This is a genomic window from Beggiatoa alba B18LD (genome assembly GCF_000245015.1).
Taxonomy (GTDB): Bacteria; Pseudomonadota; Gammaproteobacteria; order Beggiatoales; family Beggiatoaceae; genus Beggiatoa; species Beggiatoa alba.
Genome location: NZ_JH600070.1, coordinates 2,925,902 through 2,951,105 on the forward strand (window position 1 = coordinate 2,925,902; position 25,204 = coordinate 2,951,105).

18 protein-coding genes are annotated in these 25,204 nt (G+C 41.2%); 12 read left to right on the forward strand and 6 right to left on the reverse strand.

Translation table 11 applies throughout. From position 1 onward, the window contains the following. Positions 1 to 353: 353 nt before the first annotated feature. From katG to BEGALDRAFT_RS11905, 3 genes are all read left to right on the forward strand, one after another. Positions 354 to 2,567: a catalase/peroxidase HPI gene (gene katG / locus BEGALDRAFT_RS11895; protein WP_002690303.1), complete on the forward strand. Its 2,214-nt coding sequence runs from the start codon at positions 354 to 356 to the stop codon at positions 2,565 to 2,567. A 366-nt stretch (positions 2,568 to 2,933) separates the two neighbouring features. Then, on the forward strand, positions 2,934 to 4,016 hold the full coding sequence (locus BEGALDRAFT_RS18330) for an adenylate/guanylate cyclase domain-containing protein (protein WP_002690305.1): 1,083 nt from the start codon (positions 2,934 to 2,936) through the stop codon (positions 4,014 to 4,016). Continuing rightward, complete coding sequence (locus BEGALDRAFT_RS11905) at positions 4,003 to 5,010, forward strand: glycosyltransferase family 2 protein (protein ID WP_002690307.1); 1,008 nt, start codon at positions 4,003 to 4,005, stop codon at positions 5,008 to 5,010. Before BEGALDRAFT_RS18330 ends, BEGALDRAFT_RS11905 begins: the two co-directional genes overlap by 14 nt. Here BEGALDRAFT_RS11905 and murU read toward each other — a convergent pair. Beyond that, on the reverse strand, positions 4,996 to 5,664 hold the full coding sequence (gene murU / locus BEGALDRAFT_RS11910) for an N-acetylmuramate alpha-1-phosphate uridylyltransferase MurU (RefSeq protein ID WP_408610378.1): 669 nt from the start codon (positions 5,662 to 5,664) through the stop codon (positions 4,996 to 4,998). The two genes, BEGALDRAFT_RS11905 and murU, sit on opposite strands and share 15 nt — an antisense overlap. 88 nt (positions 5,665 to 5,752) lie before the next feature. After that, positions 5,753 to 10,024 (reverse strand): hypothetical protein, encoded by a 4,272-nt coding sequence (locus BEGALDRAFT_RS11915; RefSeq protein WP_002690309.1) that lies wholly within the window; start codon positions 10,022 to 10,024, stop codon positions 5,753 to 5,755. A 262-nt stretch (positions 10,025 to 10,286) separates the two neighbouring features. Between BEGALDRAFT_RS11915 and BEGALDRAFT_RS11920 the strand changes: the two genes are divergently transcribed. From BEGALDRAFT_RS11920 to cgtA, 3 genes are all read left to right on the forward strand, one after another. Next, positions 10,287 to 11,252 carry a coiled-coil domain-containing protein gene (locus tag BEGALDRAFT_RS11920; protein WP_002690310.1) on the forward strand — a complete coding sequence of 322 codons (966 nt, stop codon included), beginning with the start codon at positions 10,287 to 10,289 and terminating at the stop codon, positions 11,250 to 11,252. A gap of 26 nt (positions 11,253 to 11,278) precedes the next feature. After that, positions 11,279 to 11,494, forward strand: a complete 216-nt coding sequence (locus BEGALDRAFT_RS11925; protein ID WP_002690311.1) for a hypothetical protein — start codon at positions 11,279 to 11,281, stop codon at positions 11,492 to 11,494. A 233-nt stretch (positions 11,495 to 11,727) separates the two neighbouring features. After that, positions 11,728 to 12,843, forward strand: coding sequence for an Obg family GTPase CgtA (cgtA, locus tag BEGALDRAFT_RS11930; RefSeq protein ID WP_002690312.1), 1,116 nt, complete (start codon positions 11,728 to 11,730; stop codon positions 12,841 to 12,843). A 412-nt stretch (positions 12,844 to 13,255) separates the two neighbouring features. Here cgtA and BEGALDRAFT_RS11935 read toward each other — a convergent pair whose 3' ends face one another. Next, complete coding sequence (locus tag BEGALDRAFT_RS11935; protein ID WP_157237585.1) at positions 13,256 to 13,759, reverse strand: PP2C family serine/threonine-protein phosphatase; 504 nt, start codon at positions 13,757 to 13,759, stop codon at positions 13,256 to 13,258. 354 nt (positions 13,760 to 14,113) lie between these two features. After that, complete coding sequence (locus BEGALDRAFT_RS11940; RefSeq protein ID WP_002690314.1) at positions 14,114 to 14,368, reverse strand: hypothetical protein; 255 nt, start codon at positions 14,366 to 14,368, stop codon at positions 14,114 to 14,116. Between the two features lie 87 nt (positions 14,369 to 14,455). On the opposite strand from BEGALDRAFT_RS11940, the gene BEGALDRAFT_RS11945 reads away from it, so the two are divergent. The 3 genes from BEGALDRAFT_RS11945 (at position 14,456) to BEGALDRAFT_RS11955 (ending at position 18,180) form a co-directional block, all read left to right on the forward strand. Continuing rightward, complete coding sequence (locus tag BEGALDRAFT_RS11945) at positions 14,456 to 15,409, forward strand: ABC transporter substrate-binding protein (protein WP_002690315.1); 954 nt, start codon at positions 14,456 to 14,458, stop codon at positions 15,407 to 15,409. Between the two features lie 72 nt (positions 15,410 to 15,481). Continuing rightward, complete coding sequence (locus tag BEGALDRAFT_RS11950; RefSeq protein WP_002690317.1) at positions 15,482 to 16,882, forward strand: M16 family metallopeptidase; 1,401 nt, start codon at positions 15,482 to 15,484, stop codon at positions 16,880 to 16,882. Continuing rightward, positions 16,879 to 18,180, forward strand: coding sequence for a M16 family metallopeptidase (locus BEGALDRAFT_RS11955; protein ID WP_002690319.1), 1,302 nt, complete (start codon positions 16,879 to 16,881; stop codon positions 18,178 to 18,180). Before BEGALDRAFT_RS11950 ends, BEGALDRAFT_RS11955 begins: the two co-directional genes overlap by 4 nt. Positions 18,181 to 18,630: 450 nt before the next feature. Here the strand turns inward: BEGALDRAFT_RS11955 and BEGALDRAFT_RS11960 are convergent, their stop codons facing one another. After that, the gene (locus BEGALDRAFT_RS11960; protein WP_002690320.1) at positions 18,631 to 19,374 is read right to left on the reverse strand and encodes an MBL fold metallo-hydrolase; all 744 of its coding nucleotides are present in this window, start codon (positions 19,372 to 19,374) and stop codon (positions 18,631 to 18,633) included. 472 nt (positions 19,375 to 19,846) lie between these two features. On the opposite strand from BEGALDRAFT_RS11960, the gene BEGALDRAFT_RS11965 reads away from it, so the two are divergent. Both BEGALDRAFT_RS11965 and BEGALDRAFT_RS11970 read left to right on the forward strand, forming a co-directional pair. After that, positions 19,847 to 22,285, forward strand: a complete 2,439-nt coding sequence (locus BEGALDRAFT_RS11965) for an EAL domain-containing response regulator (RefSeq protein ID WP_198284638.1) — start codon at positions 19,847 to 19,849, stop codon at positions 22,283 to 22,285. Positions 22,286 to 22,291: 6 nt separating this feature from the next. Further along, positions 22,292 to 22,624, forward strand: coding sequence for a Rieske (2Fe-2S) protein (locus tag BEGALDRAFT_RS11970; protein WP_002690324.1), 333 nt, complete (start codon positions 22,292 to 22,294; stop codon positions 22,622 to 22,624). A 174-nt stretch (positions 22,625 to 22,798) separates the two neighbouring features. Here the strand turns inward: BEGALDRAFT_RS11970 and BEGALDRAFT_RS11975 are convergent, their stop codons facing one another. Continuing rightward, a complete protein-coding gene (locus BEGALDRAFT_RS11975) occupies positions 22,799 to 24,409 on the reverse strand; it encodes a hydrogenase large subunit (protein ID WP_002690326.1) in 1,611 nt (536 codons plus the stop codon). A 316-nt stretch (positions 24,410 to 24,725) separates the two neighbouring features. Between BEGALDRAFT_RS11975 and yidD the strand changes: the two genes are divergently transcribed. Further along, entirely contained in the window at positions 24,726 to 25,166 is a 441-nt protein-coding gene (yidD, locus tag BEGALDRAFT_RS18335) for a membrane protein insertion efficiency factor YidD (protein ID WP_002690328.1), read from the forward strand. The last annotated feature ends 38 nt before the right edge of the window (positions 25,167 to 25,204 follow it).

Genomic DNA, 25,204 nt, shown 5'->3' on the forward strand with positions numbered 1-25,204 from the left:
AAATTTTTGGTTTGAGGATTTTAAATCCTGCTAATCCTGTTAATCCTGTTAATCCTGAAAATCCTGATTCAGACAAGGTTTTAATCTTGTCTGGTCAAACCCTTTCGCCTGTTCCGACAGACCTGCTAGGTTTTTAAAACCTAGCAGGTCTATTTTTTATCTGAATCCTGATTAACAACACGCCCGCGATTTCACCCTGAAAATAAAGACACAAGAAAAATAATAATCTATTAAACATTGACAATAACGAGAATAGGAACAATCCTTACTTTAGACTTAGTCTTAATCTAAGTCATATTTAGATTTAACCCGTTAAATCTAAATATCCTATTCCATCAAGAGGAGGGGGTCTTATGTTTAAAAAAACGCTTATGTTTACCGCTTGCGCGATAGCACTCAATACACTCACTTCTACAAGTTCTTTTGCCACCAGCACAATGGCACAATCAAATCAGTTTTGGTGGCCACAAACGCTGAACTTATCACCGTTACGCGCTCATGATATGCATTCTAATCCTTATGGTCAGGATTTTAATTACGCGGAAGCATTCAACCGTGTCGACCTGAAAGCCTTAAAGGCAGATATTGAAAAAGTGTTAAAGACCTCGCAAGATTGGTGGCCAGCGGATTGGGGTCATTACGGCGGTTTAATGATTCGTATGGCTTGGCACAGTGCGGGAACGTATCGGGTACATGATGGACGCGGTGGTGCTGATGGCGGTCAACAACGTTTCGAACCGCTCAACAGTTGGCCTGATAATGTCAGTTTAGATAAGGCCCGCCGTCTCTTATGGCCAGTTAAACAAAAATATGGGCGTAGCGTTTCTTGGGCAGACCTAATGATTTTAGCGGGTAATGTATCGCTGGAATCAATGGGATTCAAAACCTTAGGCTTTGCAGGTGGTCGCGTGGATGACTGGGAAGCCGACAATGTTTATTGGGGGGCTGAAACCAAGATGCTAGATAACAAAGAACGTTATAAAAAAGAGGGGCAGTTAGAAAAACCCTTAGCCGCTGTGCAAATGGGCTTAATTTATGTCAATCCGGAAGGGCCAAATGGCAGTGGCGACCCACTGGCTGCTGCAAAAGATATGCGGGAATCTTTTGGACGTATGGCAATGAATGATGAGGAAATTGTTGCCTTAGTCGCGGGGGGACACACCTTAGGAAAAGCTCACGGTGCAAGACCTGCTGATTGTATAGGCGCAGAGCCTGCCGCCGCTGCCGTTGAAGAACAAGGATTTGGTTGGAAAAACAAATGCGGTAAAGGGAATGCAGAAGATACCACAACCAGCGGATTAGAAGGCGCGTGGACAGCAACACCAACCGCATGGTCAATTCTCTTCTTAGATAACTTATTCCGCTTTGAATGGGAAAAAGTAAAGAGTCCTGCTGGTGCAACCCAATGGAAACCCAAAGATAAAGCTGCACAAGAATTAATCCCCGATGCCCATACTAAAGATAAACGTCACCCACCCATGATGTTTACAACAGACCTTGCCTTAAAAGAAGACCCCGAATTTCGCAAAATTGCCGAACATTTTTTGAAAAATCCAAAAGAGTTCGACAAAGCCTTTGCTAAAGCGTGGTTTAAACTGACTCACCGCGATTTAGGCCCTCGCGCCCGTTATTTAGGCAGTGAAATTCCGCAAGAAGTCTTTATTTGGCAAGACCCAGTTCCCTCAGTAGATTATAAATTGATTGAAGCGACAGACGTTGCCAATTTAAAAACAGCTATTCTCAAAACAGGTTTAACCATTCCTGAATTAGTGAGAACAGCATGGGCATCAGCTTCTACTTTTCGCGGTTCTGACATGCGTGGCGGTGCAAATGGTGCACGTGTCCGTTTAGCACCCCAAAAAGATTGGGCGGCTAATAATCCCACTGAGTTGAGCAAAGTCTTAACAACGCTTGAAAAAGTTCAAGCCGATTTTAACAGCACATTAAGCGATGGCAAAAAAGTATCATTAGCGGATGTCATTGTTTTAGGCGGGGCGGCTGCGATTGAAGAAGCGGCAAAACAAGCAGGCTATACAGTTGAAGTTCCTACTAAATTAGGACGTACCGATGCAACAGCGGAAATGACCGATACAGCTTCATTTGCCGTGCTTGAGCCAATGGCTGACGCTTTCCGTAACTACTACAGTGATAAAAGCTATGGTTCACCGACAGAGATGTTGGTAGAAAAAGCGGATTTATTAACACTGACTGTGCCAGAAATGACCGTATTAATCGGCGGTATGCGTGTACTCAATGCCAATGCAGGACAAAGTAAACACGGCGTACTCACCACTAAAGCGGGCACATTAAACAATGACTTTTTTGTCAACCTGCTTGATATGTCCACAAAATGGCAAAAATCTGCTGATACATCTGGTATTTATGAAGGCTTAGACCGTACAACAGGTCAACCAAAATGGACGGCAACCTCTGTCGACCTGATTTTTGGCTCTAATTCTGAACTACGCGCGATTGCTGAAGTTTATGCAGCAGATGATAGCAAAGAGAAATTTGTGAATGATTTCGTCGCAGCTTGGACTAAAGTAATGAATTTAGACCATTTCTAATACTTGCGTTAGCGCAGCCAATCCTTCGAGGATTGGCAGACCTTTGAATGCGTTCCAACAGACCTGCTAGATTTTAAAAACCTAGCAGGTCTATTTTTTTAGAAAATCTCACGGAACTCAAATTAATCATTTAATTCATAATTTATCTTTTCTTTAAGATTAAACAATTAAATAATAAGTGCTCGTAGTGCTGTAAAAAATTGCGAGTGACTATGCAAGGTTGGTAATATTTTCGCAGAAGAAGAATGTAATGGTTAGCCAACTATCGTGTATGGGCTAAAAATTAAAAATATTGGGGGAATGATAAGCGCATGAAACAAACATGCATACACATCCCCAATGAATTTATTAGGTAAGGGATGAGCAATGCTTGTTGAGCTTTGTAGAAAAATTGAACGTACCAAAGAATTTCAAAATTTTATTATTGGAACTATCTTTTTTTCTGTTTTTCTAGTCTGTTTAGAAGGTTATCCAGAATTATTACATCGTTACGGCGAGATATTTTACTGGTTAGACCATATTATCTTTGTGATTTTTTTCATTGAAATTATCATTCGTATTGGTTCATATGGACGCAAATTCGGACAATTCTTTTTAGACAAGTGGAATGTTTTTGATTTTTTACTGGTTGCTGTTTATCTACTGCCGAGCACTCATTTTGCGATTTTTCTGCGTTTTGTCCGCATCTTACGCTTATTTCGCTTGTTGGCAATCGTGCAACAGCGAGAAATAGAACATTTACAAAATATTAAACTTTCTGAAAAAAATGCAGAATTGCTCAATGCTTATCGAGAGTTAGCCGCAGAAAAAGCAAAATCAGAACGCTTACTTTTAAATATTTTGCCGCATTTAGTCGCGCAACGTTTAAAAGAAGGCTCACACATTATTGCGGATAGTTATCCTGATGCAACTGTATTATTTGCTGATTTAGTTGGCTTTACTAAATTATCTGCCAGTATTTCGCCTGAGGGCTTAGTCGGGATGTTAGATAATATTTTTTGCCGTTTTGACCGTTTAGTCGAAAAATATGATGTGGAAAAAATAAAAACCATTGGAGATGCTTATATGGTTGTCGGTGGTATCCCACAAGCATTGCCCAAACATGCGGAAAATATAGCAGAAATGGCATTAGATATGTTGCATGAAATTGAGTTATTTAACCGTGAATCAGGACACCATTTACAATTACGCATTGGCTTTCATTCGGGGGCTGTTGTGGCGGGCGTGATAGGTCAAAAGAAATTTATTTATGATTTATGGGGAGATACAGTGAATACCGCCAGTCGAATGGAATCACATAGTATGCCTAACAAGATTCAGGTTTCTGAAGAAATTTATCAAAAATTGCATAAAAAGTTCATTTTTGAAAAACGAGAGCTGTTAACGGTAAAAGGTAAAGGCGAGATGCAAACGTATTTTTTATTAGGGCGGCAACATGAATCCCATTAAAAAAGTGAGCCTTTTGATTCCTATTTATAATGAAGCTCTTTTTTTACCGACACTATTTCAACAGATTCAAGCTCAAGATTATCCTACAACCGCGATAGAAGTAATTGCGGTTGATGGGGATTCAACTGACAGTTCGTTAGCATTATTAAAGAGTTATCAACGGACAATGCCCGCGTTAATGGTGTTGAGAAATCCACGCCGTAACACGCCAAGCAGCTTAAATTTAGCGATTGCGCAAGCACAAGGAGATTATTTAATTCGTTTGGATGCACATACAGAGTATGCAACAGATTATGTGCGTCAGTGTGTAGCTTGTTTAGAGAAAACGGGGGCGGATAATGTTGGCGGGCATATTCGGATTAAAACGACAAATCGGGTAACACAAGCCATTGAACTAGCAACAACTTCAGTTTTCGGTGTTGGCAATTCGCATTTTCACTACACGCAATATGAAGGTTATGTCGATACGGTTTATTTAGGCGCGTATCGTCGTCAAGTTTTTGAAAAAATTGGTAATTATGATGAAGCTCTCATCGGTGCAGAGGATGATGAGTTAAATTATCGTTTAATCAAACAGGGCGGAAAAATTTATTTAAGTGCAACAATTCAATCTTTTTATTATCCGCGTGATTCGTTAAAAAAACTCTGGTTGCAATATTTTCAATATGGACAGGGTAAATATGGGGTGATTCGTAAACACACGTTACCGACATCTATTCGTCATTTAGTGCCCGCGTTGTTTGTTCTAAGCTTAGTGCTTGGCATACTCACAAGTTTTTATCAAGGCTTAGGTTTCTATTTATTAATACCTATTTTAAGCAGTTATTTCAGTGTATTAGGTTTATTTACAATGCGCTGTACCTTTCCTAAAGCCTTATCATTAACGGGATTAGTAGCCCTTGTTTTTCTTACTTTGCATCTGAGCTATGGGTGCGGATTTTTAATCGCGGGTTTACGAGAAGGCTTGCGAAGATTGCATTTACTTCGTGCTTAAGGCTTGATTTAGTTGAGCTAAACGTTCAGGTGTGCCGATATCTAGCCATTGCCCGTGATAGTGTTCGCCTGTGACTTGGTGCTGTGTCATTGCGTTTAACAGTAAGGGAACGATTGAGAAACGTCCTTGTTGGCAGTTTTTAAATAAATCAGGGTGATAACAGGCAATTCCGCTAAAGGTTAAACGGGGTTCACCACTGGTAGAAACAGTGGATTGATTTAAATAAAAATCTCCTTGTGGATGATGCTCAGGATTATCTACTAAAATGAGATGTGCTAAACCTTGCAGGGAGAAGTTTTTAAATTTTTCAATTGGATAATCACTCCAGACATCGCCATTGATTATCCAAAAAGGTGCATTCCCTAAGAGTGGTAAGGCTTGATAAATCCCGCCCCCTGTTTCTAATGCTTGTGCTTCTCGTGAATAGGCAATTGTTGCCCCATAACGTGAGCCGTCGCCTAAGGCTTGTTCAATTTGTTCACCTAACCATGCGTGATTAATCACAATATCCGTTAAGCCTGCGTTTACTAAACGGGTTATATGATGTTCAATTAATGCTTTTTCCCCGACTTTTAACAAGGGTTTCGGACAGGTGTCCGTTAATGGACGCATCCGCTCACCCCGTCCCGCCGCTAAAATCATTGTTTTTATCATGTTGTTTTATTTTGAAAAATTAAAACAGAGACCTGTTAGGTTTTTAAATCCTAACAGGTCTGTTGCGATTAAGTTCTTCAAGTCTTAACTACGGCACATCAATTTTTAACGTTTCTGATGTGATTGTTTCTGCGGTTTGTACAGATTTTTTCCGTCGCCAAACTTTGCGCCATAAGCCTTCGTGGCTAAAGCATTGCCAGCCCCAACGTAGCCAGCCTAATAGCGCGAAGGCTAACCATAATGCCCACATTAGCATCAAAATTTGATAAATCCAGAGCGGAAGTGACCAAACCCAAACATGCGGTAAAGTTGCTTGTACACGGTCTTGATACCAATTTAATTGGGTATGGTAAGACCCATTGCCCATGATGTGCATCTCAGGATCACCTAATAATCCTTGTTGAATGGCAAATAAGAGTGAGCCTAATGCCATGAAACTGAGGAGGACTAAACCAATTTGTATCAAGGCAAATTGCCAAGGGCGATATAATTCAGGATTGATTGTTGCCCGCCAACCTAAGGCAAAAAGCCAGCCGACGATACATAACGCCATTTCTATCGGAATTTGGCTTAATACAAAGCTTAAGAGTATCCATTGATACGTTTTAACGGGGGTCAATTGTGTTTGTCCCAAGCCTATCGAGAGTGCGATAAATACTATTAATAATCCCCAAATTAATACCGCAGGACCAATGGCATCCCCACCAACGAGTAAAATCCAACGTCCATTTGGCATAGCCAGTTGTGTTTGATGATTAACACTATCAATGCCTAAGTTGGGGGGATTGGTTTCGTAGTATGTGTTAACGCCTGTATTTTCGAGGAGACGCATTTCTATGTTTTGCACACCTGGTGTGATGGGTAGCAACACTTGTTGCCCTTCTTGCCGAATGGGTTGCATTACATTGTTTATGCTTACCGATTGTAATTGCGCACCTTCAGGCAGGGTAATGTTGTGTTGTCCACCGCGACTACTGCGTAGGGTAAAGCTTAATGTGGTGTCTGTCGCTCGTTGTCCAGGGCGAATGAGTAGTAAGCTACGGTCTATCGTCATGACTTGCCCACTCACGCCACTGGGGCGGGTGATGTTGAGCGTAACTGATTCATTGGGATAGGGTCGCCATTCTGGTAGCCATTGCCCGCCACTTTGATGATAAATCATCGGAATTCCTGCTGTTTCCACATGCCAAATTGCGCTGGCATTGAGTCGCCAGACTTCTGTCTGTGCAAGGCTTGTTTGTGCTACTAATTGCAGTTGGTCACTTTTATCAAAGATGGAAATCCAACTGGTTTCAGTTTGGTCAGGGGCAAGATTTACAAGGGCTTTTCCTGCATTAACTCGTATCGATTCACTCGTCACGGATTCGCCTGCAAGAAGAGGAACTTCTAAGACAATTGCATTCCCTGTTTGCGTTAAGCGGGTGACTTTGGTCTCAACTTGCCAATCTAAACCCAGTAACAGCGTGCGCTCAATTTGTACAAAAGGCGGTAAATTGCCCATTTCTAACGGGCGATTTGTATTATTTTCACCGTTTTGTATTTCTCGACTAAATTGTAACTGGTCATCCGCTAACCCATTGTCATGTATGCCATCGACACGCCAACCGTTTATATTCAGGCTGACATGATGGGGTTTTAAGGGAAGGGCTAATTGTACGCTTTGGCGGTTGGGTAAAATGCCATGTAGTTGTACATGGTGAATGCCTGCGGAGAGATATACCCACAGTTGCCCGTTATCATCGCGTTGCAATACGGTTGCGGGGCTGTCATCAACCCAAACTTGTTGCGGTAACCATTCTTGTGCACTGCCTGCAAGCGGTACAGCGGTTGCTATTTGGGTATGGATTTCTGCCCGAATTAACAAATGGTCGTCTGCAATTTCAATCGCCATACGGGGACTGCTGGCGCAATGTGGTAAGCATAAAGGCGGTGCAAGTAGGCGTATTTGTAACTCATTCAGTAAGCTTTCAGGCGGGTAAACGACATTTGTAGCATTGACTAGGGGGGGAGTCGTTTCACTGGCTTGTACGGTTGTTGAATGTGTAAGCCCGTAGAATAAGCCCGTGCTTAAGCAAAGTGCTAACAATGTACTAACTATTGCTGGTTTAAAAGGTGTCATCAGCAAATGCCGTGCTTTACTACCCCATGAAATCCAGAGGAAAAACGCAAGCATAATGCCGAGTAAAATCACACGGGTAAATCCAATAAACCGATTTTGCAACGGTGAGAGTAAGTAAAAATGCACGCTATGATTGGCAGCAACAGGCCCTGACCAACTCAATTGAATCGTGCGCCAGTCCCATTCAGGTAAACCTTGCCCCGTTTGTACTTGTGCATTAGGGTCAATTTGTGCCAATTGTTGTTTTTTCGCTTTCTTGCGTTTGTCTTCTCTGCCCAAATCGTATTTATTCATCCCTTGTGAAGGCATATTAAGGATAGTAGATACATCTTGTTCCTCTTGATTCATAACTGCACCCTCTACATCTGCGGGTTTTGCTACTTGCGGTTCGGGAGCGGGTACTGTGCTGGGGTAATAAGTTGACGCGCTACGATTCGAATCGATAAGAGAACGCCATTGATTTTCTAACTGTGGATAAATCGCTTGTCTAACATCAGCAACCATGAAGGGAATAACAATAATTAATAAAGCTAATAAACTGAGGTTACGCCACAAATAAATTCCTCTGGTAAACCAGTTTAATGTCGGAAGCACTTTTAAAAGGGCTAAACTCACTAATAAGCTAAACCAAACAACCGCAGGAATATCCGCATGTTGCCAACTAAGTACTAAAGTACACAACATGAGTACGCCCCAATACCACCGCCACAATTTACCAACAGCCAACGTCAGCACAAGCACGGTGAATAAATCGAGCAATGTCCATTGTTGTAGCCATGTTGTCTGTACGCTATCCACACCATCCACATGAAACAACCGCCAACCCGGTGGCAGGTGTAAACTGGCATAAACCTGTTGAAAATTAGCAGTTGGTTCTACTTGACTACCCGCGACCCAAGCGACGGCAGGCACATCATTTAACGCATTTTCTAAACGGCTATCCGCGACAGCATTCACTTGTCCCTGACGCACTTCTACGCCTGTATTCGCATTAGTTGTTAAACGAGTGATAAATTGGTCTTGACCATTCACACTGACGCGCCCTAAATGCGTTTGTAACTCACCCGATGCTTCAGGGCTGGTATTTAACATTTCTAACCGCCAGCCTTGCGTCATCGTGCCACTAATTCGGTCTTGTACACTGTAACCAACGCCGTCAAAATCCAGCCAAAATTGACGATGCAATGATAATTGCGCAGGACTTGGCGCAGGGTCGCCACGGCGTTTTTCCACTAACTGCAAAGTATCGCCAGCTTTTACCTGATAGGCAGGATATTGTCGCCATTCGCTTGGCAAAGTTGTTTGTTGCGGGTCGATAGCCGTTACATTGGTTACATCCACTAAACGCAACGCATTACGCGCATCAAAAACCCAGATTTCTTCCTCTGGTAATCCCTCAACCACAGGTAACGTTAAGGCAGTGACGGCCCCCATTTGGCGAGTGTGCAATAAAATGGAATAAGAACCTGGACGCACTTGTAAGCGCAACCGCCCATCAGTTTCTAAACGTGCAGGCAAAGGACTGGTTAAATTCATCGGAATCTGTCCCGCTAATAACAAATTCCCTAACATCGCCTCCCGATTTTGCCCCGCAACATCAATTTCTACCCGCGTAACCATTTGTAAAGGAATTTCATCAATAACTTGCCGATAAATACGAATATCTAAACGATTTTCCTCCACCGTCTCCGCCGATTGTGCTGTTTGGCGTAACCACAAACGCCCCTCAGCATCCAACTCAGGAATTGCCATCGGCTTCCCATCAATAAACAAACTGACTAAACCAGTTTCTGGGGGAACAGGAATTGACTCAGGCATTCGTTGCCATGATAAAACCCCAGTAACCACCGACTCACCCGCAGGTAATTGAATATGCGGAATCCCCTCAATATCCATCACAGCAACAGGCTGACCATTTAATTGCACATCTTGCGCCCATAAATTTGCATCACCCAGTAAAGCAACTGTCCCAGCTGCAAATGTATGCCACGACTGCTTAAATCGCGCTTGTTGACCCTCTACGCTGATAACCAACTGTGAAGCCCAACGACATAACTTTTCTTCACGTTGATAAAAATAAGGGCAATCCTTCTCTGTTTGCTCATGCAACACCCAATCAATCCACGGTTGCAACGCAGGTGGTACAGCAGAAGGTGCTAATGGTTGAGTTGCATGAGCAGGCAAAAAGCTAAAAAAGCTCAAATAACAACAAAGCAAAAAGCGGTAAAAGTATTTATCCATTTTCGTTATAAATCCTATTTTGTTTAAGGATGAAAAAGGCTTGTTAATCTAAAATAAGACCGCAAATATCGACCTGATATTACACATTCAATACCGCATCAGTCAGTAGGCAAACGCTCTATATAACTTAACAGCAATCAGTTATGATCATAGGCATACTATGCATGATGATAGATTTTAAGACACAAAAAATGTATTAAATACGGTTAAATACCGCACAAAACTATTTAAATTCCTTCCTTACGGCGTAAAGTAATCCGTCATGTCTGATAAAAAAATTAGTATCTCATTAACTGAAGAATCCCCCGTTAAATTACCTGAAGAAATTCAACGGATTGGCACTGAAGCAACTCAAGCAATCTGGATTTTTTCTCAATCACTGGCAAATGCTGAAATTGCAAAAATTCGTGAAGCCTCTGCAACTGTTGAAAAGAATGCGATTTCACAACAGCAACAAGCTTTACAAGAAGTTGAACGTCTTAATGTTGAACGACAACAAGCCTATGCCAAAATAGACAACTTAACCAAAGAAAATAAGTCCTTACACATAGACTTAGACCGTGAAATAGGCGAAGTCAAAACCGCACATAGCCACATCGCTGTTCTACAAGAAAAGATCGAAAAACAAGAACACGACATTAAAAATCTACACGAAGAACTCGGACGCGCCCGCGAAAGTGGCGAAATCGCACAAAAACGCCTACACGAAGTTGTTTATCAAAGCCAACAAGACCAAGTTGACTTACGAACCCTACGCGAAGAAATCACCGTACAACAACGCAATCGTGAACGCTTAGAAAAAACCATCAACACCACCACCGCAGAAGCCGAACAAACGTGGAAACAACTCAAAACAGAACAAACCAAAGTTGCTGTTGCTGAAGCCTTAACCCAAGAATTACGCGAAACCATCCGCAAACTAGAATCCGATATTAAACTGCTCAAAGAAGATAAACAGGAATTCCGCGAAGCCCGCGACGCAGAAGAAAAACTCCGTATTGAGTTAGAAAAGAAACTTGTTGCCATCACAACCCGCGCCGAAGCACAAGAAAAAACCTATAAAGAAACCATTGCCAAGTTAGAACAAGATAATAACTTCGTAAAAAGCGAAGCAACCACCCTACGCAACCGCATTATCAAAGCAGAAGGTGCGCTCGAACGCGAGAAAAAAGCGATTGAACGCTTAGAAACAAAATTAGTCGCTACCTCAGGTAGCCCGACCAAATAAATGCACACCCGTTACTAGGAGCTACAATGTTACCGCTCTATCGCTACCTTAGTCTTAGTCTTGCTATTCTGCTGACCCTGCTCGCCAGCTTAACCGCTTGCTCAGACGCATCGAATAACCAAAGCCAACAAAACAACAACATCACCATCACAGAAGAAGTAAAACGCCCCCTAGACAAAGCCCAAGGGGTAGAAAACACCCTCAAACAACAAGCCGAAAAACAAGAGAAAGAAACCCAATAAAAAGCGACAGCCTGATATTCTCAATCAAATAGTCATCTGTACGCCCATCTGTTAAAATAGCTAACGTAAGAGAAAGCCTAAAAAACTGCGTATTTACTGCTCATAAAACACCGCAAAAACTCATTTAAACTTACGTTACGCTATTACACAAACACATACCCCGCAGATTATTCAATCACCTATCGTTATTCCCCATTGCGATATCCATCGCACCTTATTTGGTTTAAAGCATTATGAAATTCGTTGATGAAGCTACAATTGAAGTCCTTGCTGGCAAAGGCGGCGACGGCTGTTTAAGTTTTCGCCGTGAAAAATTTATTCCGAAAGGCGGGCCCGATGGAGGCGACGGAGGCGATGGAGGGAGTGTTTATCTCATTGCATCCATTGAGTTTAATACCCTTGTTGATTTTCGTTATAAACGACACTTTCGTGCCAAAAATGGACAACCAGGAATGGGCAGCCAATGCTTTGGCAAAGGTGGCGAAGATTTATATATCTCTGTTCCCATCGGTACAACCGTTTACGACTGCAATACAGAAGAACTGCTAGGCGATTTAGTCCGCGCAGGACAAACATTATTAGTTGCCAAAGGCGGAGAAAGAGGCTTAGGCAATATTCACTTTAAAAGCAGCGTCAACCGCGCCCCCCGCAAAACCACACACGGCACACTAGGCGAAGAACGAACACTCCGTTTAGAACTACAAGTCCTTGCCGATGTTGGATTACTGGGAATGCCCAATGCAGGCAAATCTACCCTGATTCGAGCTGTTTCCGCTGCACGCCCTAAAGTCGCTGATTACCCGTTTACCACACTTTACCCCCATTTAGGCGTGGTAAAAATTGAAGAACATCGTAGCTTTGTCATGGCAGACATTCCTGGCTTAATTGAAGGCGCGGCGGAAGGTATCGGCTTAGGCGTTAAGTTTTTAAAACACCTTTCCCGTACAGGCTTACTCCTTCATGTCGTTGACGTAGCTCCCTTGGATGACGACCCCGTTTATGCGGTGCGTGCGATTGAAAAAGAATTAGAAAAATACAGTGAAACCCTCGCCGAAAAACCGCGCTGGCTCGTCTTGAATAAACTCGACCTATTAGCCCCAGAAACGCAAGCCGAACATTGTCAAGCCATTATTAAACAACTGAATTGGCAAGCCCCTGTCTTTCAAGTCTCTGCGGTAACAGGACAAGGCTGTCAAGAACTCTGTTATCAAATCATGCAATATTTAGAAGCGGCAAAAGCAGAATATGCCGAAAAGAATCCCGATGCAGAACCAACTCAAGCAATGCCTGTGGATGATGAAAGGGAAGAAAATTCTGTGTTATCACAAGCGGATAATCATGATAATTAACCCAAATTTGGAGAGATTCTAAACGTTAAAACAGAAGCTTGTTATATTTTCAGGCGTAAAATAGCTGAAACTATTTCAATCGGATAACTTATTTTCTTGCTTCTTGTTTTTCATCAGAATTCACCAGATTAAGATTAAAACATTGTCTGAATCAGGATTTTCAGGATTTAAAACCCTTAAACCAAAAATTTAAGGTGAATGACGCTTTTTAATTCTGCTAATTCTGAAAATTCTGTGAATTCTGATTCAGACAAAAGGGTTAAGTTTTTTAATAAATTGCATAACTCAGGTTAATTACTTACCGCACATAAAACAACCGTTACATCATCAGGTAATTGTCCAGAAGGATAACGGACTAACGCGATTAATTGTTGAGCACATTGCATTAATTCACTGGTTTTATTCAGTTGCTTTACAATGGTATCGGTTGCTTTACAATGGTATCGACGGAAAGGTATTTAACTAAACCATCTGATGCAATTAATAAAAAACCTGTTGTTAATTGATGATTAAAAGCTGTTAGTGTTGCATTTCCAGAACCTAATAATGGTTTACGTTGTTGTTGCTGAGTGAGATCATAAACCTCGTTACCATTGATTAACCACGTTGCGGAATCTCCAACACTAGCACCAATTAATTGATTTTTATGTATCTGCAATACAATCGCAGTCGTTTCTCCTGCGGTTTTATCTTGTGCAATTTGTTGGTCTAACCGTTGTAAAAAAATACTGGGATGCTCATTTGTTATTTGTTGTACCGCATCAATAACAAACTGCGCGGCTTGTGCGCCACCACTACATCCACCTGCGCCATCAGCAAGTCCTATTATCAATGTTTCTGCATTGCGTTGAATAACACAAGCCCGATCTTGATTTTCGATATTGCTACTATCCGTTGCAATAGCGTAATACATCATTTCTCCCCCTTCCTTCTTTATCACTACCCAATTTTTGCTCGTTACCAAGCTTCACTGGGTAATGCCGACTCGCCAAGCTCTGCTTGGCTTGTACTTGAATGTTTCAATCTTAAGTCTGCTTGTATTCGGCAAGCGACGCTTGGTAACGAGCAAAAACAGAGACCTGCTAGGTTTTCAAAACCTAGCAGGTCTTTTTTGTCTGAATCAGAATTTTCAAAATTAACAGGATTTAAACCCCTTAAACCAAGAAATTAATGCGAATCACGCTTTTTAATTCTGCTAATTCTGAAAATTCTGTGAATTCTGATTCAGACAAGCTGTTGTCTTTTTTAAAAGAAACTTGCTGAATTCAGGTTATTTGCGATTAATTACAATATCATTGCCCGCTTGTTGAATAATCACATTGCCTGTCACTGAACCTACCGAGATATTGCCAAATTGTGTTTTTCTCTCACTGCCCGCTGTTTGCCCACCGCATGCAACTAATTCAGCTTTGACTTCTTCAATTTGTTTACCTAACGCGAATTTATGCGCGGGGCTGGTTTCTAACACCCATGCTTTTTCCAAATCATGTAATTTTTCTTGTAATAAGGTAGTAATTTCATCCATTTTAAAAACCTCTGTTTATGATGTGGTTTAGTACGCAAAAATAGCGTATATCTGAACTTCTTTTATAAACAAACCTATTTTTTTATTATGCAATATCTTCCATTTTTCCGCTGTTATTTAATACTTTGCCTCTATTTTCTCTCTGTCACAATCCACGCGGAACCGCTCAATATTCCTGTTGTTGAAACAATGGTCGAACAAGCCCAATTTCCGCGACAAATCGAGGATGAACAGGGAAAAATCGTTCAGATTCCGCGTTATCCGCAACGGATTGTGTCCCAAACATTGGCAACGGATGAAATTTTGTTAGCCTTGACAATACCGAGTCGTTTAATCGCATTAAGTGGGTTAGCACAAGACCCGCGTTATAGCCTTATCAGTGAAACCGCACAACAAATGCTTGTCCCATTAGCGGGAAATGCGGAACAGATTTTGAGTTTACAGCCTGATTTAGTTTTTATTGCCAGTTATAACCGTGCGGAAATGGTGGCGTTGTTAGAAACAAGTCATATTCCGTTAATTCGCTTTAGCCGTTTTGATAGTATTGAGGATATTCAGCAACATATTCGTGTCATTGGCATGGCAATTGGGGCAGACGTACAAGCAACAACGTTAATTGCAGAGATGAATCAACGGTTAAATGCCGTTAAATCGCGGATTCCAGCAGGGAAACCATTACGGGTTTTATCTTATGACTTGGAAGGTTACTCAGCAGGAAAAGGCACTACCTTTGATAATATGCTTCAGTATGTGAATGCGATTAATGTATTAACAGAACAGGGTATTCAAGGACATACGAAAATTAGTATTGAAAATTTAGCCCTGTGGCAACCTGACGTTATTATCAGTGGGACAAGTGCCGATAAGATTGAGCAGACGCGCCAGCAGTTGCAGGACAATATATTGATTGCACAAACAAAAGCGGGACAGTCAGGGCAGATTATTGTATTAGATAATCGTTATTTACTCTCTGTTTCTCATCATATCGTCACAGGGGTTGAACAGCTTGCACAAGCGTTATATCCCGCAGTACATGAATAATTGTTTAACTTGGTTTTCTGTGAAATAGCCCAATTAATCCACCGCATTCATGACAGCCATAAGGAGCGGAAAATGCAGTTTCGCCATTTACTATCTTTTTTACCCGTGGGCTTATTGTGTTTGAATACGCCATTGCTCGCGGCAGATTTAGACCCCCAAGAATTTAAATTAGACAATGGGTTAACCATTATTGTTAAGCCCGACCATCGTTCGCCCATCGTCACCAGTCAAATTTGGTATAAAGTCGGGGCAAGTTATGAACCTGCTGGATTAACGGGCGTTTCGCATTTTTTAGAGCATTTATTGTTTAAAGGCACTGCAAAGCATCCTACGGGTGAGTTTTCCCGCATCATGTCGGAAAATGGCGCATCACAAAATGCGTTTACCAGTACAGACTTTACCGCATTTTTTCAAACCTTAGAAAAAAGCCGTTTAGCGATTAGCTTTGAGTTAGAAGCCGATAGAATGCGCAATTTGTTATTTGATGCGACAGAGTTAGAGAAAGAAAAACAGGTTGTGATGGAAGAACGGCGTAATCGTACAGATGATGAGCCAAATAGTTTATTGTTGGAGCATTTCCGTACTGTTGCCTATACCAATAGTCCTTATCAAAATCCTGTTGTGGGTTGGATGAGTGATATTGAGAATTATCAAGTAGCGGATGTAAAAGCATGGTATCAGCGGTGGTACGCACCAAATAATGCAACGTTGGTTGTTGCGGGTGATGTAGAACCACAAGCAGTATTTACTTTAGTAAAACAATATTTTGCCGATTTAAAGCCGAGTGAGATTGTGCCACCGCCTGTGCGTCCAGAAGTGGAACAGTTAGGCGAGCGACGGATTGTCGTTAAACGTCCTGCAAAATTGCCTGTAATTGTCATGGGGTATAAAGTCCCTTCGTTAAAAACGATTGCACCTGAACAGGTTACGGATGTTTATGCCTTAGAAGTATTAGCATATATCTTAAGTGGGGGCGATAGTTCGCGCTTAACACGGGAATTAGTTCGTGGTCAGGAAATTGCGAGCAGTGCGGGGGCTGGTTATGAATTGTTGAACCGTTTAGAAGGTTTATTTACTTTTAGCGGTGTACCAACACAGCAACATAATTTAAGTGAGTTAGAAACCGCTTTCCGTCAACAAGTGAAGCAAGTACAAACAACATTAGTCAGTCCTGAAGAGTTGACGCGAGTTAAGAATTTGTTAGTAGCGAGTACAGTCTATGAACAAGATTCAGTTTTTTATCAAGCCATGAAGTTGGGTACGTGGGCAACGGTGGGCTTAGATTGGCGGTTATCGGCGGATTATACCAAGAACCTCAAAGCCGTTACGGCAGAGCAAATTCAAGCAGTGGCAAAAAAATATCTGGTGGATGAGCATTTAACCGTTGGACTATTAGAGCCTTTGCCAATTGAAAGCGATGCGTCACCCGCAGGCGCATTACCCGCTACCGCCACACAAGGAGTGATGCAATGAGAAAATTACAGGGCTTGATATTTAGCTTCATGTTGTTCTGTGTGCCTGTTTGGGCAATGAATGACATTCAACACTGGACAACCAGCAACGGCGCACGGGTTTATTTTGTGCCTGCGCCTGAATTACCCATTATTGATATGGTTGTCGTTTTTAATGCGGGCAGTGTGCACGATGGGGAAAAAGACGGATTAGCCTTATTAACCAATGGCTTGTTAAATGAAGGGGCGGGCGGTTTATCTGCCAATGAGATTGCAGAGCGATTTGATAATGTTGGGGCAAATTTTGGCAATGATTTAGATGCAGAAATGTCGCAATTGTCATTACGCAGTTTAACGGAATCTAGCCAATTAGAACCTGCATTAGCCTTATTCGCTAACGTGTTGGCAAACCCTGATTTCCCAGCCCAAGCGGTTGAACGGGTAAGACAACAAATTTTATTAGGGATAGAAAGCGAGGAGCAATCCCCCAGTGAAATCGCAGCCCGCGCTTTTCAAAAAGCGACTTTTGCCAATCATCCGTATGCAAATCCTTTAAAAGGCACAATGGAAAGCGTTAAGGCGTTAACGATTGAAGATATTAAAGCTTTTTATCAACGTTATTATGTCGCTAGTAATGCAGTGATTGCCTTAGTGGGTGCAATAGACCGTGCACAAGCGGAACAACTTGCTGAATCTGTTGTAAAACAACTGCCAAAAGGAGAAGCCGCCCCCGCGTTGCCCCCAGTCACGGATTTAACTGAGGCGAAAACATTGCATATTCCCTATCCATCCTCACAAACGCATGTTTTAGTGGGTCAACCCAGCCATTCACGCCATGACCCTGATTATTTTGCGTTATATGTAGGCAATCACATTTTAGGTGGTAATGGTTTAGTGTCGCGGGTATCGCAAGAAGTGCGGGAAAAACGCGGTTTAGCCTATAGTGCCTATAGCTATTTCTTGCCCTTAGAAGAACGGGGCGCGTTTATAGCGGGTTTACAAACACGTAACGATAAAGCCGATGAGGCTTTAACTGTCTTACGCACCACGTTAAAAACCTTTATTCAAGAAGGGGTAAGCCCTGAAGAGTTAGAAGCGGCGAAGAAAAATATTACAGGTGGTTTCCCATTGCGGATTGGAAGTAATGCAAAAATTGTCAATTACTTAGCAACAATTGGCTTTTATCAATTGCCTTTAGACCATTTACAAAAGTTTAATGCACGAGTAGAAGCTGTGACGGTTGAAGGAATTCGTAAAGCATTTCAAAGCCATTTACAAGCGGATAAACAAGTGATTATCACCGTTGGCGGTGGAAAATAGCCATTTCTTTGGCACACATCGCCATAGACCTGCTAGGTTTTGAAAATCTAGCAGGTCTTTTTTTGTCTGAATCAGGATTTTCAGGATTAACAGAATTTAAAACCCTTAACCCAAAAATTTAAGGTGAATCACGCTTTTTAATTCTGCTAATTCTGAAAATTCTGTGAATTCTGATTCAGACAAGCTGTTGTCTTTTTTAAAAGAAATTCGCAGAACTCAGACTACTTAACCTGAACTTGAGTTCGGCGAGTTTTATAAAATAAAACAGAGACCTGCTAGGTTTTGAAAACCTAGCAGGTCTTTTTTTGTCTGAATCAGGATTAACAGAATTTAAAACTCTTAACCCAAAAATTTAAGGTGAATCATGCTTTTTAATTCTGAAAATTCTGTGAATTCTGATTCAGACAAGCTGTTGTCTTTTTTAAAAGAAGCTCGCCGAACTCAGACTACTTACAACGTTGCACAAAACTTCTGATATTCATCTAAAACTTGTGGAGAACACGCCCCGCATTGTTTATTACTGGGCACTGCAAATGCCATTTTGCGCGGGTTTGGCAACTCCAACTTATTCATTAAAGCAATAAAATCTTGTTTGCTCCGCTGTTGTCCTAAACGCGGATTACGTCGCTTTTCCTGTCCGATACTGCTGACAAAACGCCCATCATAATCATGTGCAGGATACACAAGCGTTTCATCAGGCAAGCTAAAAAACTTCTGATGAATACTGTCATATAATTGCGCGGGGTCTCCACCTTGGAAATCAGTACGCCCACAGCCATCAATCAATAAAGCATCGCCTGTAAACAATAATGTCTGAATGTCTCCCGCAACAAGATAAGCATAATGCGTAGGCGTATGACCGGGGGTGTGTAACGGCTGAATACGAATATCCCCCATTTCTAATGGTGTTCCCTCTGTGATGGCAATATCGGCACAACTTAATTGGTCTAACGCGGCGACGGCAATCAACGAACCTGTTAGCTGACGCAATTGATACCCACCGCTTAAATGGTCTGCATGAATATGTGTTTCTAACGTATAACGTAGCGTTAAACCCAATTGCTGTAAAACGCTGATGTCACGTTCAACCGTTTCTAAGACTGGGTCAATTAATATCGCTGTTTTAGTCCGTGAACATCCTAACAAATAGGTATAAGTCGCAGAAATAGGCTCGAACAGTTGACGAAAAATCATGATAACACCTCCTGTATATCACTCGTCCGCCCGCGTTTAATCAATAAAAACACACCCTAACGCCTTATCGTGACAAGCAATATCAGTAATTATTAATATACTGATGAATATGACGGCAAACTAACAGGAGATCAAGTTTAAAAGTTAAATGAATCTTGGACTATAATGAATTGTTTTGTATATATTCTTTTTTGTAAGGGTAATTAAGCGGAAAATTGCAGGATACTTATTTTCTTCTATCAAGAATAACGAAATATTAAAAATTAATAATATTTATAAGTAGATGAAATAAAGATTTTATAAGTAACCACTTTTTAAAATAACGCAATAACTCAAAAACGGCACAAGGATTGCGTCTAGCATGATAGAACCTTGTTATAAAGCACGTTGATCGCTAGTTCTACAATAATAATTAAATACTATTTTGTATTGAGTAGGTTACCACATTGCTATTTTTAAAGAGATAATGACCGTGTCAACACGCAAAACCTTACAAGAAACCTTACTTGCCTTGCGTGAAGAGTATGCAAGACAACTCCCGCAAACTATCGCTGATTTAGTCAAATCAGAGGAAATTATTAAAAAACAGTGGAACAAGGAAGATTTACGCCAATTTCAACAAAAAGTTCATCGAGTCGCAGGTAATGCAGGCAGTTTTGGTTTTTTGAGCTTAAGCCAAACGGCTCGCGTGTTAGATACTTTTTTAGTAGAAATTTTAGAACGTAACACCCCTGCTGAACCTTACGAATTGATAGAAATTAATCAGCGTTTAGGACATATCCAACAAGCCGCTTTAAGTCCTGACGAACCTGTTACCGCTACACCTGCCTCAAAGACTAAAAGCCATCCTATCCCTGAAAAACAAGAATCAACGATTTATCTCGTTGATGATGATTTACAACTCACCGCATATCTTGCCGAATATTTAAAATCCTATGGTTACAACGTACAAGTTTTTCACAATACACGCGGGCTAATTGATTTAGTACAAACCTATCCACCAACCTTGATTATCATGGATGTCATGTTATCTGAAGGCGAATTAGCTGGGCCACAAATCATGGCGGCAATTCAGAAAAATCGTACTGAACCGTTACCCGTGATTTTTATCTCTGCCCGAACTGATATGGCTGCCCGACTTGCTGCGGTTCGTGCTAATGGTGATGCTTATTTTAATAAACCGTTGGATATAGTTGCTATTTTAAATAAAATAAAACAACTAATTGATAAAAAAAGGCAAAAAATCCCCCATCGGATACTGATTATCGACGACACACAACGCTATGGGGAACGCTACTCCAAAATTTTATCGCAAGCAGGATTACAAACGGCTGTTTTAAAAGAACCATTACGCCTTATCGATGCCTTAGATAAATATCCTCCCTCTCTTATCCTGATTAATACCCAACTGCAAAGTATTAATGCAATTGAATTAGCGGTCGTATTACGCCATCAAGAAAAATATAAACGCCTACCGCTCATTTTCTTTGCCCAACAATTTGACCAAACCTTACGCCGTGCAGCGGTTAAAGGGATTGCCGATGACTTTTTAAGCGACACCATCGAAGCCGATGCCCTCGTTGCAACGGTTGTAAACCGTTTAAAACATACCGAACACCAACCCAAAACCGATTATTTACATCAAGATGTCACAACAGGTTTATATAACCGTCAATACCTACTTTCCCAACTAGAATGGATGAAAGTTACAGCGGCTGATAATCCATTGATTGCACTATATATCAGTATTGATAGCTATAGCGGTATTAGCAAAATTTTAGGATATCAAGCGGTGGACAGTGCTATGTCTGAAATTGCGCAATTTTTAAAACAACAAGTGAATCAACATGATTTGCTTGCCCGTTTTAGCGAAAGCGTTTTCGTGATTCTTAGCACAGACCGCAGTATTTACGAAGCAAAAGCCTTAGCGAATTCCATTCGAGCTACCATAGAAAACTATGTATTAGAACTCAATCAACAACAACTATTTACCACGTGTAGCATTGGATTGGGGGTTTATGACGAAGAAATATCTGGTGGCGCGCCTATCGCACTGACACAAGCAGAATCGGCTTGCCAACAAGCACAAGAACTCGGCGGAAATCGCATCCAGTTACACGCGAAAGCAGAAAATTTAAAACGCGACCAATATCGACAAACCTATTGGCAAGAAACCATTAAATCCGCATTAGTCAACGATAACTTCTATCTTGTTTTTCAACCGATTGTTGGACTTCATGGAGAAAATCAAAAATTATACGATGTCCTTTTACGCTTACACAGCGATGACCATCCAGAAGGCATTAAAGCCCATGAATTTTTACCCATTGCTGAAAAGTACGGACTTATCGAGGAGATTGACCGCTGGGTCATTAAACAAGCGATTATGAATTTAATGCAGCGTTATTTTGAACGGGAATCCATCCGCTTATTTGTCCGCTTATCCCCCAACTCGATTAAAAATAGTGCATTACAAGGCTATATTCGCAAATGTCTTGCCGTTAGCGATATTCCTCATCAATCCGTTGTGTTTACTCTTTCTCAACCAACTGTCATTAACCAACTGAAAGAAAGCCAAAACTTTGTTAAAGATGTAAAAGCTTTGGGATGTCAAGTTATCTTGCAAGATTTCAATGGAAAAACCAGTGGCTTTCAACTGGCTAAACTGTTAGAAGTGGACTTTATTAAACTACATCCCGAACTGGTTAAACCGCTTGTAAATAAACCCGATGCTTTAGAAAACATTAAACAGATAACAGATAAACTTCACACACAAAACACACAAGTGATTGTGCCTTTTATTGAAGATGCGACAACATTAAGTTTGTTATGGGAATGTGCTGTTGATTATATTGAAGGTAATTTTATTCAAGCCCCCATAGAGACACTCAACTACGATTTTTCAGGATAAATAAGTATGACCTCTATTCAACACTGGCAACCTGTTGCAGAAATCTATGACATTCCACAACAAGGTATGATTTCTTTTGAGATTTCAGGATTATCCCTACTGTTTAGCCGTCAAGGGCAACAAGTAAGCTGTTTTGCAAATTCATGCACGCATTTAGACAGACCTTTAGATATGGGAAATGTTTGTAACGGTGTCGTGACTTGTCCTTTTCACGGTTACGAATTCGAATTAGAAACAGGACGTTGTTTAAATGCCTCTAGCCCCCCCTTAAAATCTTATCCTGTGCGAATCGTAGAGAATTTTGTACAAGTCTGTTTAGTAGAAGATACAATTGATTAAAAAAGACCTGCTAGGTTTTGAAAACCTAGCAGGTCTTTTTTTGTCTGAATCAGAATTCACAGAATTTTCAGAATTAGCAGAATTAAAAAGCGTGATTCACCTTAACTTCTTGGTTTAAGGGTTTTAAACCCTGATTCAGATAAAAAGATTTTATTTTCAGAATCTCGCCAATCCTTATAAATCCACGCCCGCATAAGAACCATTCACCGATTTATTACATACGGGAAAATCAGGCACAATATCTTGACGAATCATAAATTCTAAGGCTAACCAGTTTAAAAAACTGGGGTCGCGTGGATAAAAACGCTCAACTAAGCCTGCTTTGCCAAATCGAACATAACTGACAATTTCCCCGCGCCAACCTTCTACAATGCCCAAACCTTCCGCATTTTCTAGCGGGGTTTGCCAATGACCAACAATTTTCCCATTTGGTAGCAAATTCAATAACTGATGTAATAAATGTAAACTCACTTGTATTTCTGCTAAACGAATTTGTAAACGGGCTTTTACATCGCCTGTTTGAAAAACTGGCACATCAAGCGTTAATTCATCATAAGGCGCGTAAGGACAATTTCGACGGACATCAAACGTTTGTCCACTTGCCCGCCCAACGTATCCCAAACAACCTAAGCGCGTTGCAATAGCAGGTAATAATACGCCCGTTGTTTCTAAACGGTCTTCAACACCTGTATGACGCTCAAGAATACCCGCTAATACCTCAATTTCTTTTGCAACCACTTGTAACTGCTGTTTGTAATCAGGTATCCAATGCGCCGCTAAATCTTTTTTAACCCCCGCAGGCACGATGCAATCCATCAGAAAGCGATGCCCTAAAGACTCAAAATTTAAACGTTGCCATAATTCACGTAGCCGAGAAAATTGATAAAACGCAAAACTAAAGGCAACATCGTTACAAATCGCGCCAACATCGCCCAAATGATTGGCGACCCGTTCACGTTCACAAAAAATTGCCCGTAAAAATTGAGCGCGTGGTGGTACTTCAATATGCGCCGCTCGCTCCATCGCCATACAAGCTGCCCACGTATGCGCGACCGTGCTATCTCCTGAAACTCTACCCGCTAATTTCGCCAATGATTCAGGCGGGCGACCTTCGGCAATTTTTTCAATGCCTTTATGTACGTAGCCTAAACGAGCTTCTAAATTTAAAATTTTTTCTCCAACCGCTTGGAAACGAAAATGACCTGGTTCAATAATTCCCGCATGAACAGGTCCAACAGGAATTTCATATACGCCTGTGCCTTGGGCTTGAAGGAATGGGTATTCTGTATCTGCGGGAGTTACTTCTGGCGGTGTGCCAAATCGGGAAACTGCTTTGCGTAAGGGATAGGTTTGTGCTTGCCAAGCCTGATGGCGTAGCCAACGTCTTTTATCAGGATGTTCAACAAATTCAATTCCTAATAAATCTTGTAAATGGCGTTCTATTCGATTTGCAGCGGGATAATATGGCGTGATAGACGTTAATTGTGCTTGATGACACTCAATTTCCGTTCGTAATACTAAATAATCGCCCGATTTTTCTACGCAACAATCAACAATAAAAACGCTACCAATCTCATCTTTTGCGGTAGGAACAGTTTCTGTTGCCCATAACGCGCTAAAACGGCAAGCAAATGTTGAAACAATCGCAAAAGTCATCCCCCACTCATTTGCGGGAACGTGCAATAAATGCGCAGGTTGCAAAGTCGTTTTTGAACCGCGACTCACATGTATTGCATTCTCTTCAAAACGGGCAAGTAATTCTGCTAACCAATCAAAACGGTTCATTGTTTTATCCCCAATGATTGACTGTGTTGTTTTAGCTCTTTTTTATGAAGTCAGTTTTTAAAACAACGTATTTATGACTACTACCTTGTACCCTTATTTATGATTATTTAGGTAGCCTACCTCATTTTTACCACACAAGAATATTGTGTAAAACAGGTATCACAAGGGACGAACGTACAAACACTCAATTAAGTTGTTTACACAACGGTTTCTTTTACCATATCGTCATGAAAGTGCGCAACTGGATATGCTCCTTTTTACCACAGCATCCGATATATTTTTACTGACATTACAGGCTGACTAGGTTATAACCTCCATGCTCAATCGTCTGCTTGCACGGCTTATCCGTGTTTATCAACAATATATTTCCCCTTATAAAGGTTTCCGCTGTGCTTATGCGGTAAAACATCAGGATTTATCCTGTTCTGAATATGCCCGTGTGACCCTGTTACAAAGTGGGACAAGACAGAGTTTTAGCCTGATTCAACAACGCTTTCATGACTGTAAATTAGCCGCCGAAGCATTGGAAAAAGAAAGAAAAGCCAAAAAATCCCAGCGTAAACACGCGCAGGAAAAAGACAATAATCGTTGTGACGGAATAGACTGTAACTGTAGTGATTTGCCTGATGTTTCACAATTTGCTTGTAAATCCTGTCATAAACCCGAAATTCCATCTTGTAAATCATGTGATATGCCAGACTTGCATTGTGGGGGGATGGATGTCGCGCATTGTGATGCGTGTTCTTGTTCGTGGTAATGTCTCAGCATCTGCCTATTAAAAACACCATAAAAGGT

Excerpts from the sequence above, each read along its gene's own strand:
- katG (WP_002690303.1), top strand. The coding sequence starts at position 354 with ATGTTTAAAAAAACGCTTATGTTTACCGCTTGCGCGATAGCACTCAAT.
- BEGALDRAFT_RS18330 (WP_002690305.1), top strand. The coding sequence starts at position 2,934 with ATGCTTGTTGAGCTTTGTAGAAAAATTGAACGTACCAAAGAATTTCAA.
- BEGALDRAFT_RS11905 (WP_002690307.1), top strand. The coding sequence starts at position 4,003 with ATGAATCCCATTAAAAAAGTGAGCCTTTTGATTCCTATTTATAATGAA.
- murU (WP_408610378.1), bottom strand. The coding sequence starts at position 5,664 with ATGATAAAAACAATGATTTTAGCGGCGGGACGGGGTGAGCGGATGCGT.
- BEGALDRAFT_RS11915 (WP_002690309.1), bottom strand. The coding sequence starts at position 10,024 with ATGGATAAATACTTTTACCGCTTTTTGCTTTGTTGTTATTTGAGCTTT.
- BEGALDRAFT_RS11920 (WP_002690310.1), top strand. The coding sequence starts at position 10,287 with ATGTCTGATAAAAAAATTAGTATCTCATTAACTGAAGAATCCCCCGTT.
- BEGALDRAFT_RS11925 (WP_002690311.1), top strand. The coding sequence starts at position 11,279 with ATGTTACCGCTCTATCGCTACCTTAGTCTTAGTCTTGCTATTCTGCTG.
- cgtA (WP_002690312.1), top strand. The coding sequence starts at position 11,728 with ATGAAATTCGTTGATGAAGCTACAATTGAAGTCCTTGCTGGCAAAGGC.
- BEGALDRAFT_RS11935 (WP_157237585.1), bottom strand. The coding sequence starts at position 13,759 with ATGATGTATTACGCTATTGCAACGGATAGTAGCAATATCGAAAATCAA.
- BEGALDRAFT_RS11940 (WP_002690314.1), bottom strand. The coding sequence starts at position 14,368 with ATGGATGAAATTACTACCTTATTACAAGAAAAATTACATGATTTGGAA.
- BEGALDRAFT_RS11945 (WP_002690315.1), top strand. The coding sequence starts at position 14,456 with ATGCAATATCTTCCATTTTTCCGCTGTTATTTAATACTTTGCCTCTAT.
- BEGALDRAFT_RS11950 (WP_002690317.1), top strand. The coding sequence starts at position 15,482 with ATGCAGTTTCGCCATTTACTATCTTTTTTACCCGTGGGCTTATTGTGT.
- BEGALDRAFT_RS11955 (WP_002690319.1), top strand. The coding sequence starts at position 16,879 with ATGAGAAAATTACAGGGCTTGATATTTAGCTTCATGTTGTTCTGTGTG.
- BEGALDRAFT_RS11960 (WP_002690320.1), bottom strand. The coding sequence starts at position 19,374 with ATGATTTTTCGTCAACTGTTCGAGCCTATTTCTGCGACTTATACCTAT.
- BEGALDRAFT_RS11970 (WP_002690324.1), top strand. The coding sequence starts at position 22,292 with ATGACCTCTATTCAACACTGGCAACCTGTTGCAGAAATCTATGACATT.
- BEGALDRAFT_RS11975 (WP_002690326.1), bottom strand. The coding sequence starts at position 24,409 with ATGAACCGTTTTGATTGGTTAGCAGAATTACTTGCCCGTTTTGAAGAG.
- yidD (WP_002690328.1), top strand. The coding sequence starts at position 24,726 with ATGCTCAATCGTCTGCTTGCACGGCTTATCCGTGTTTATCAACAATAT.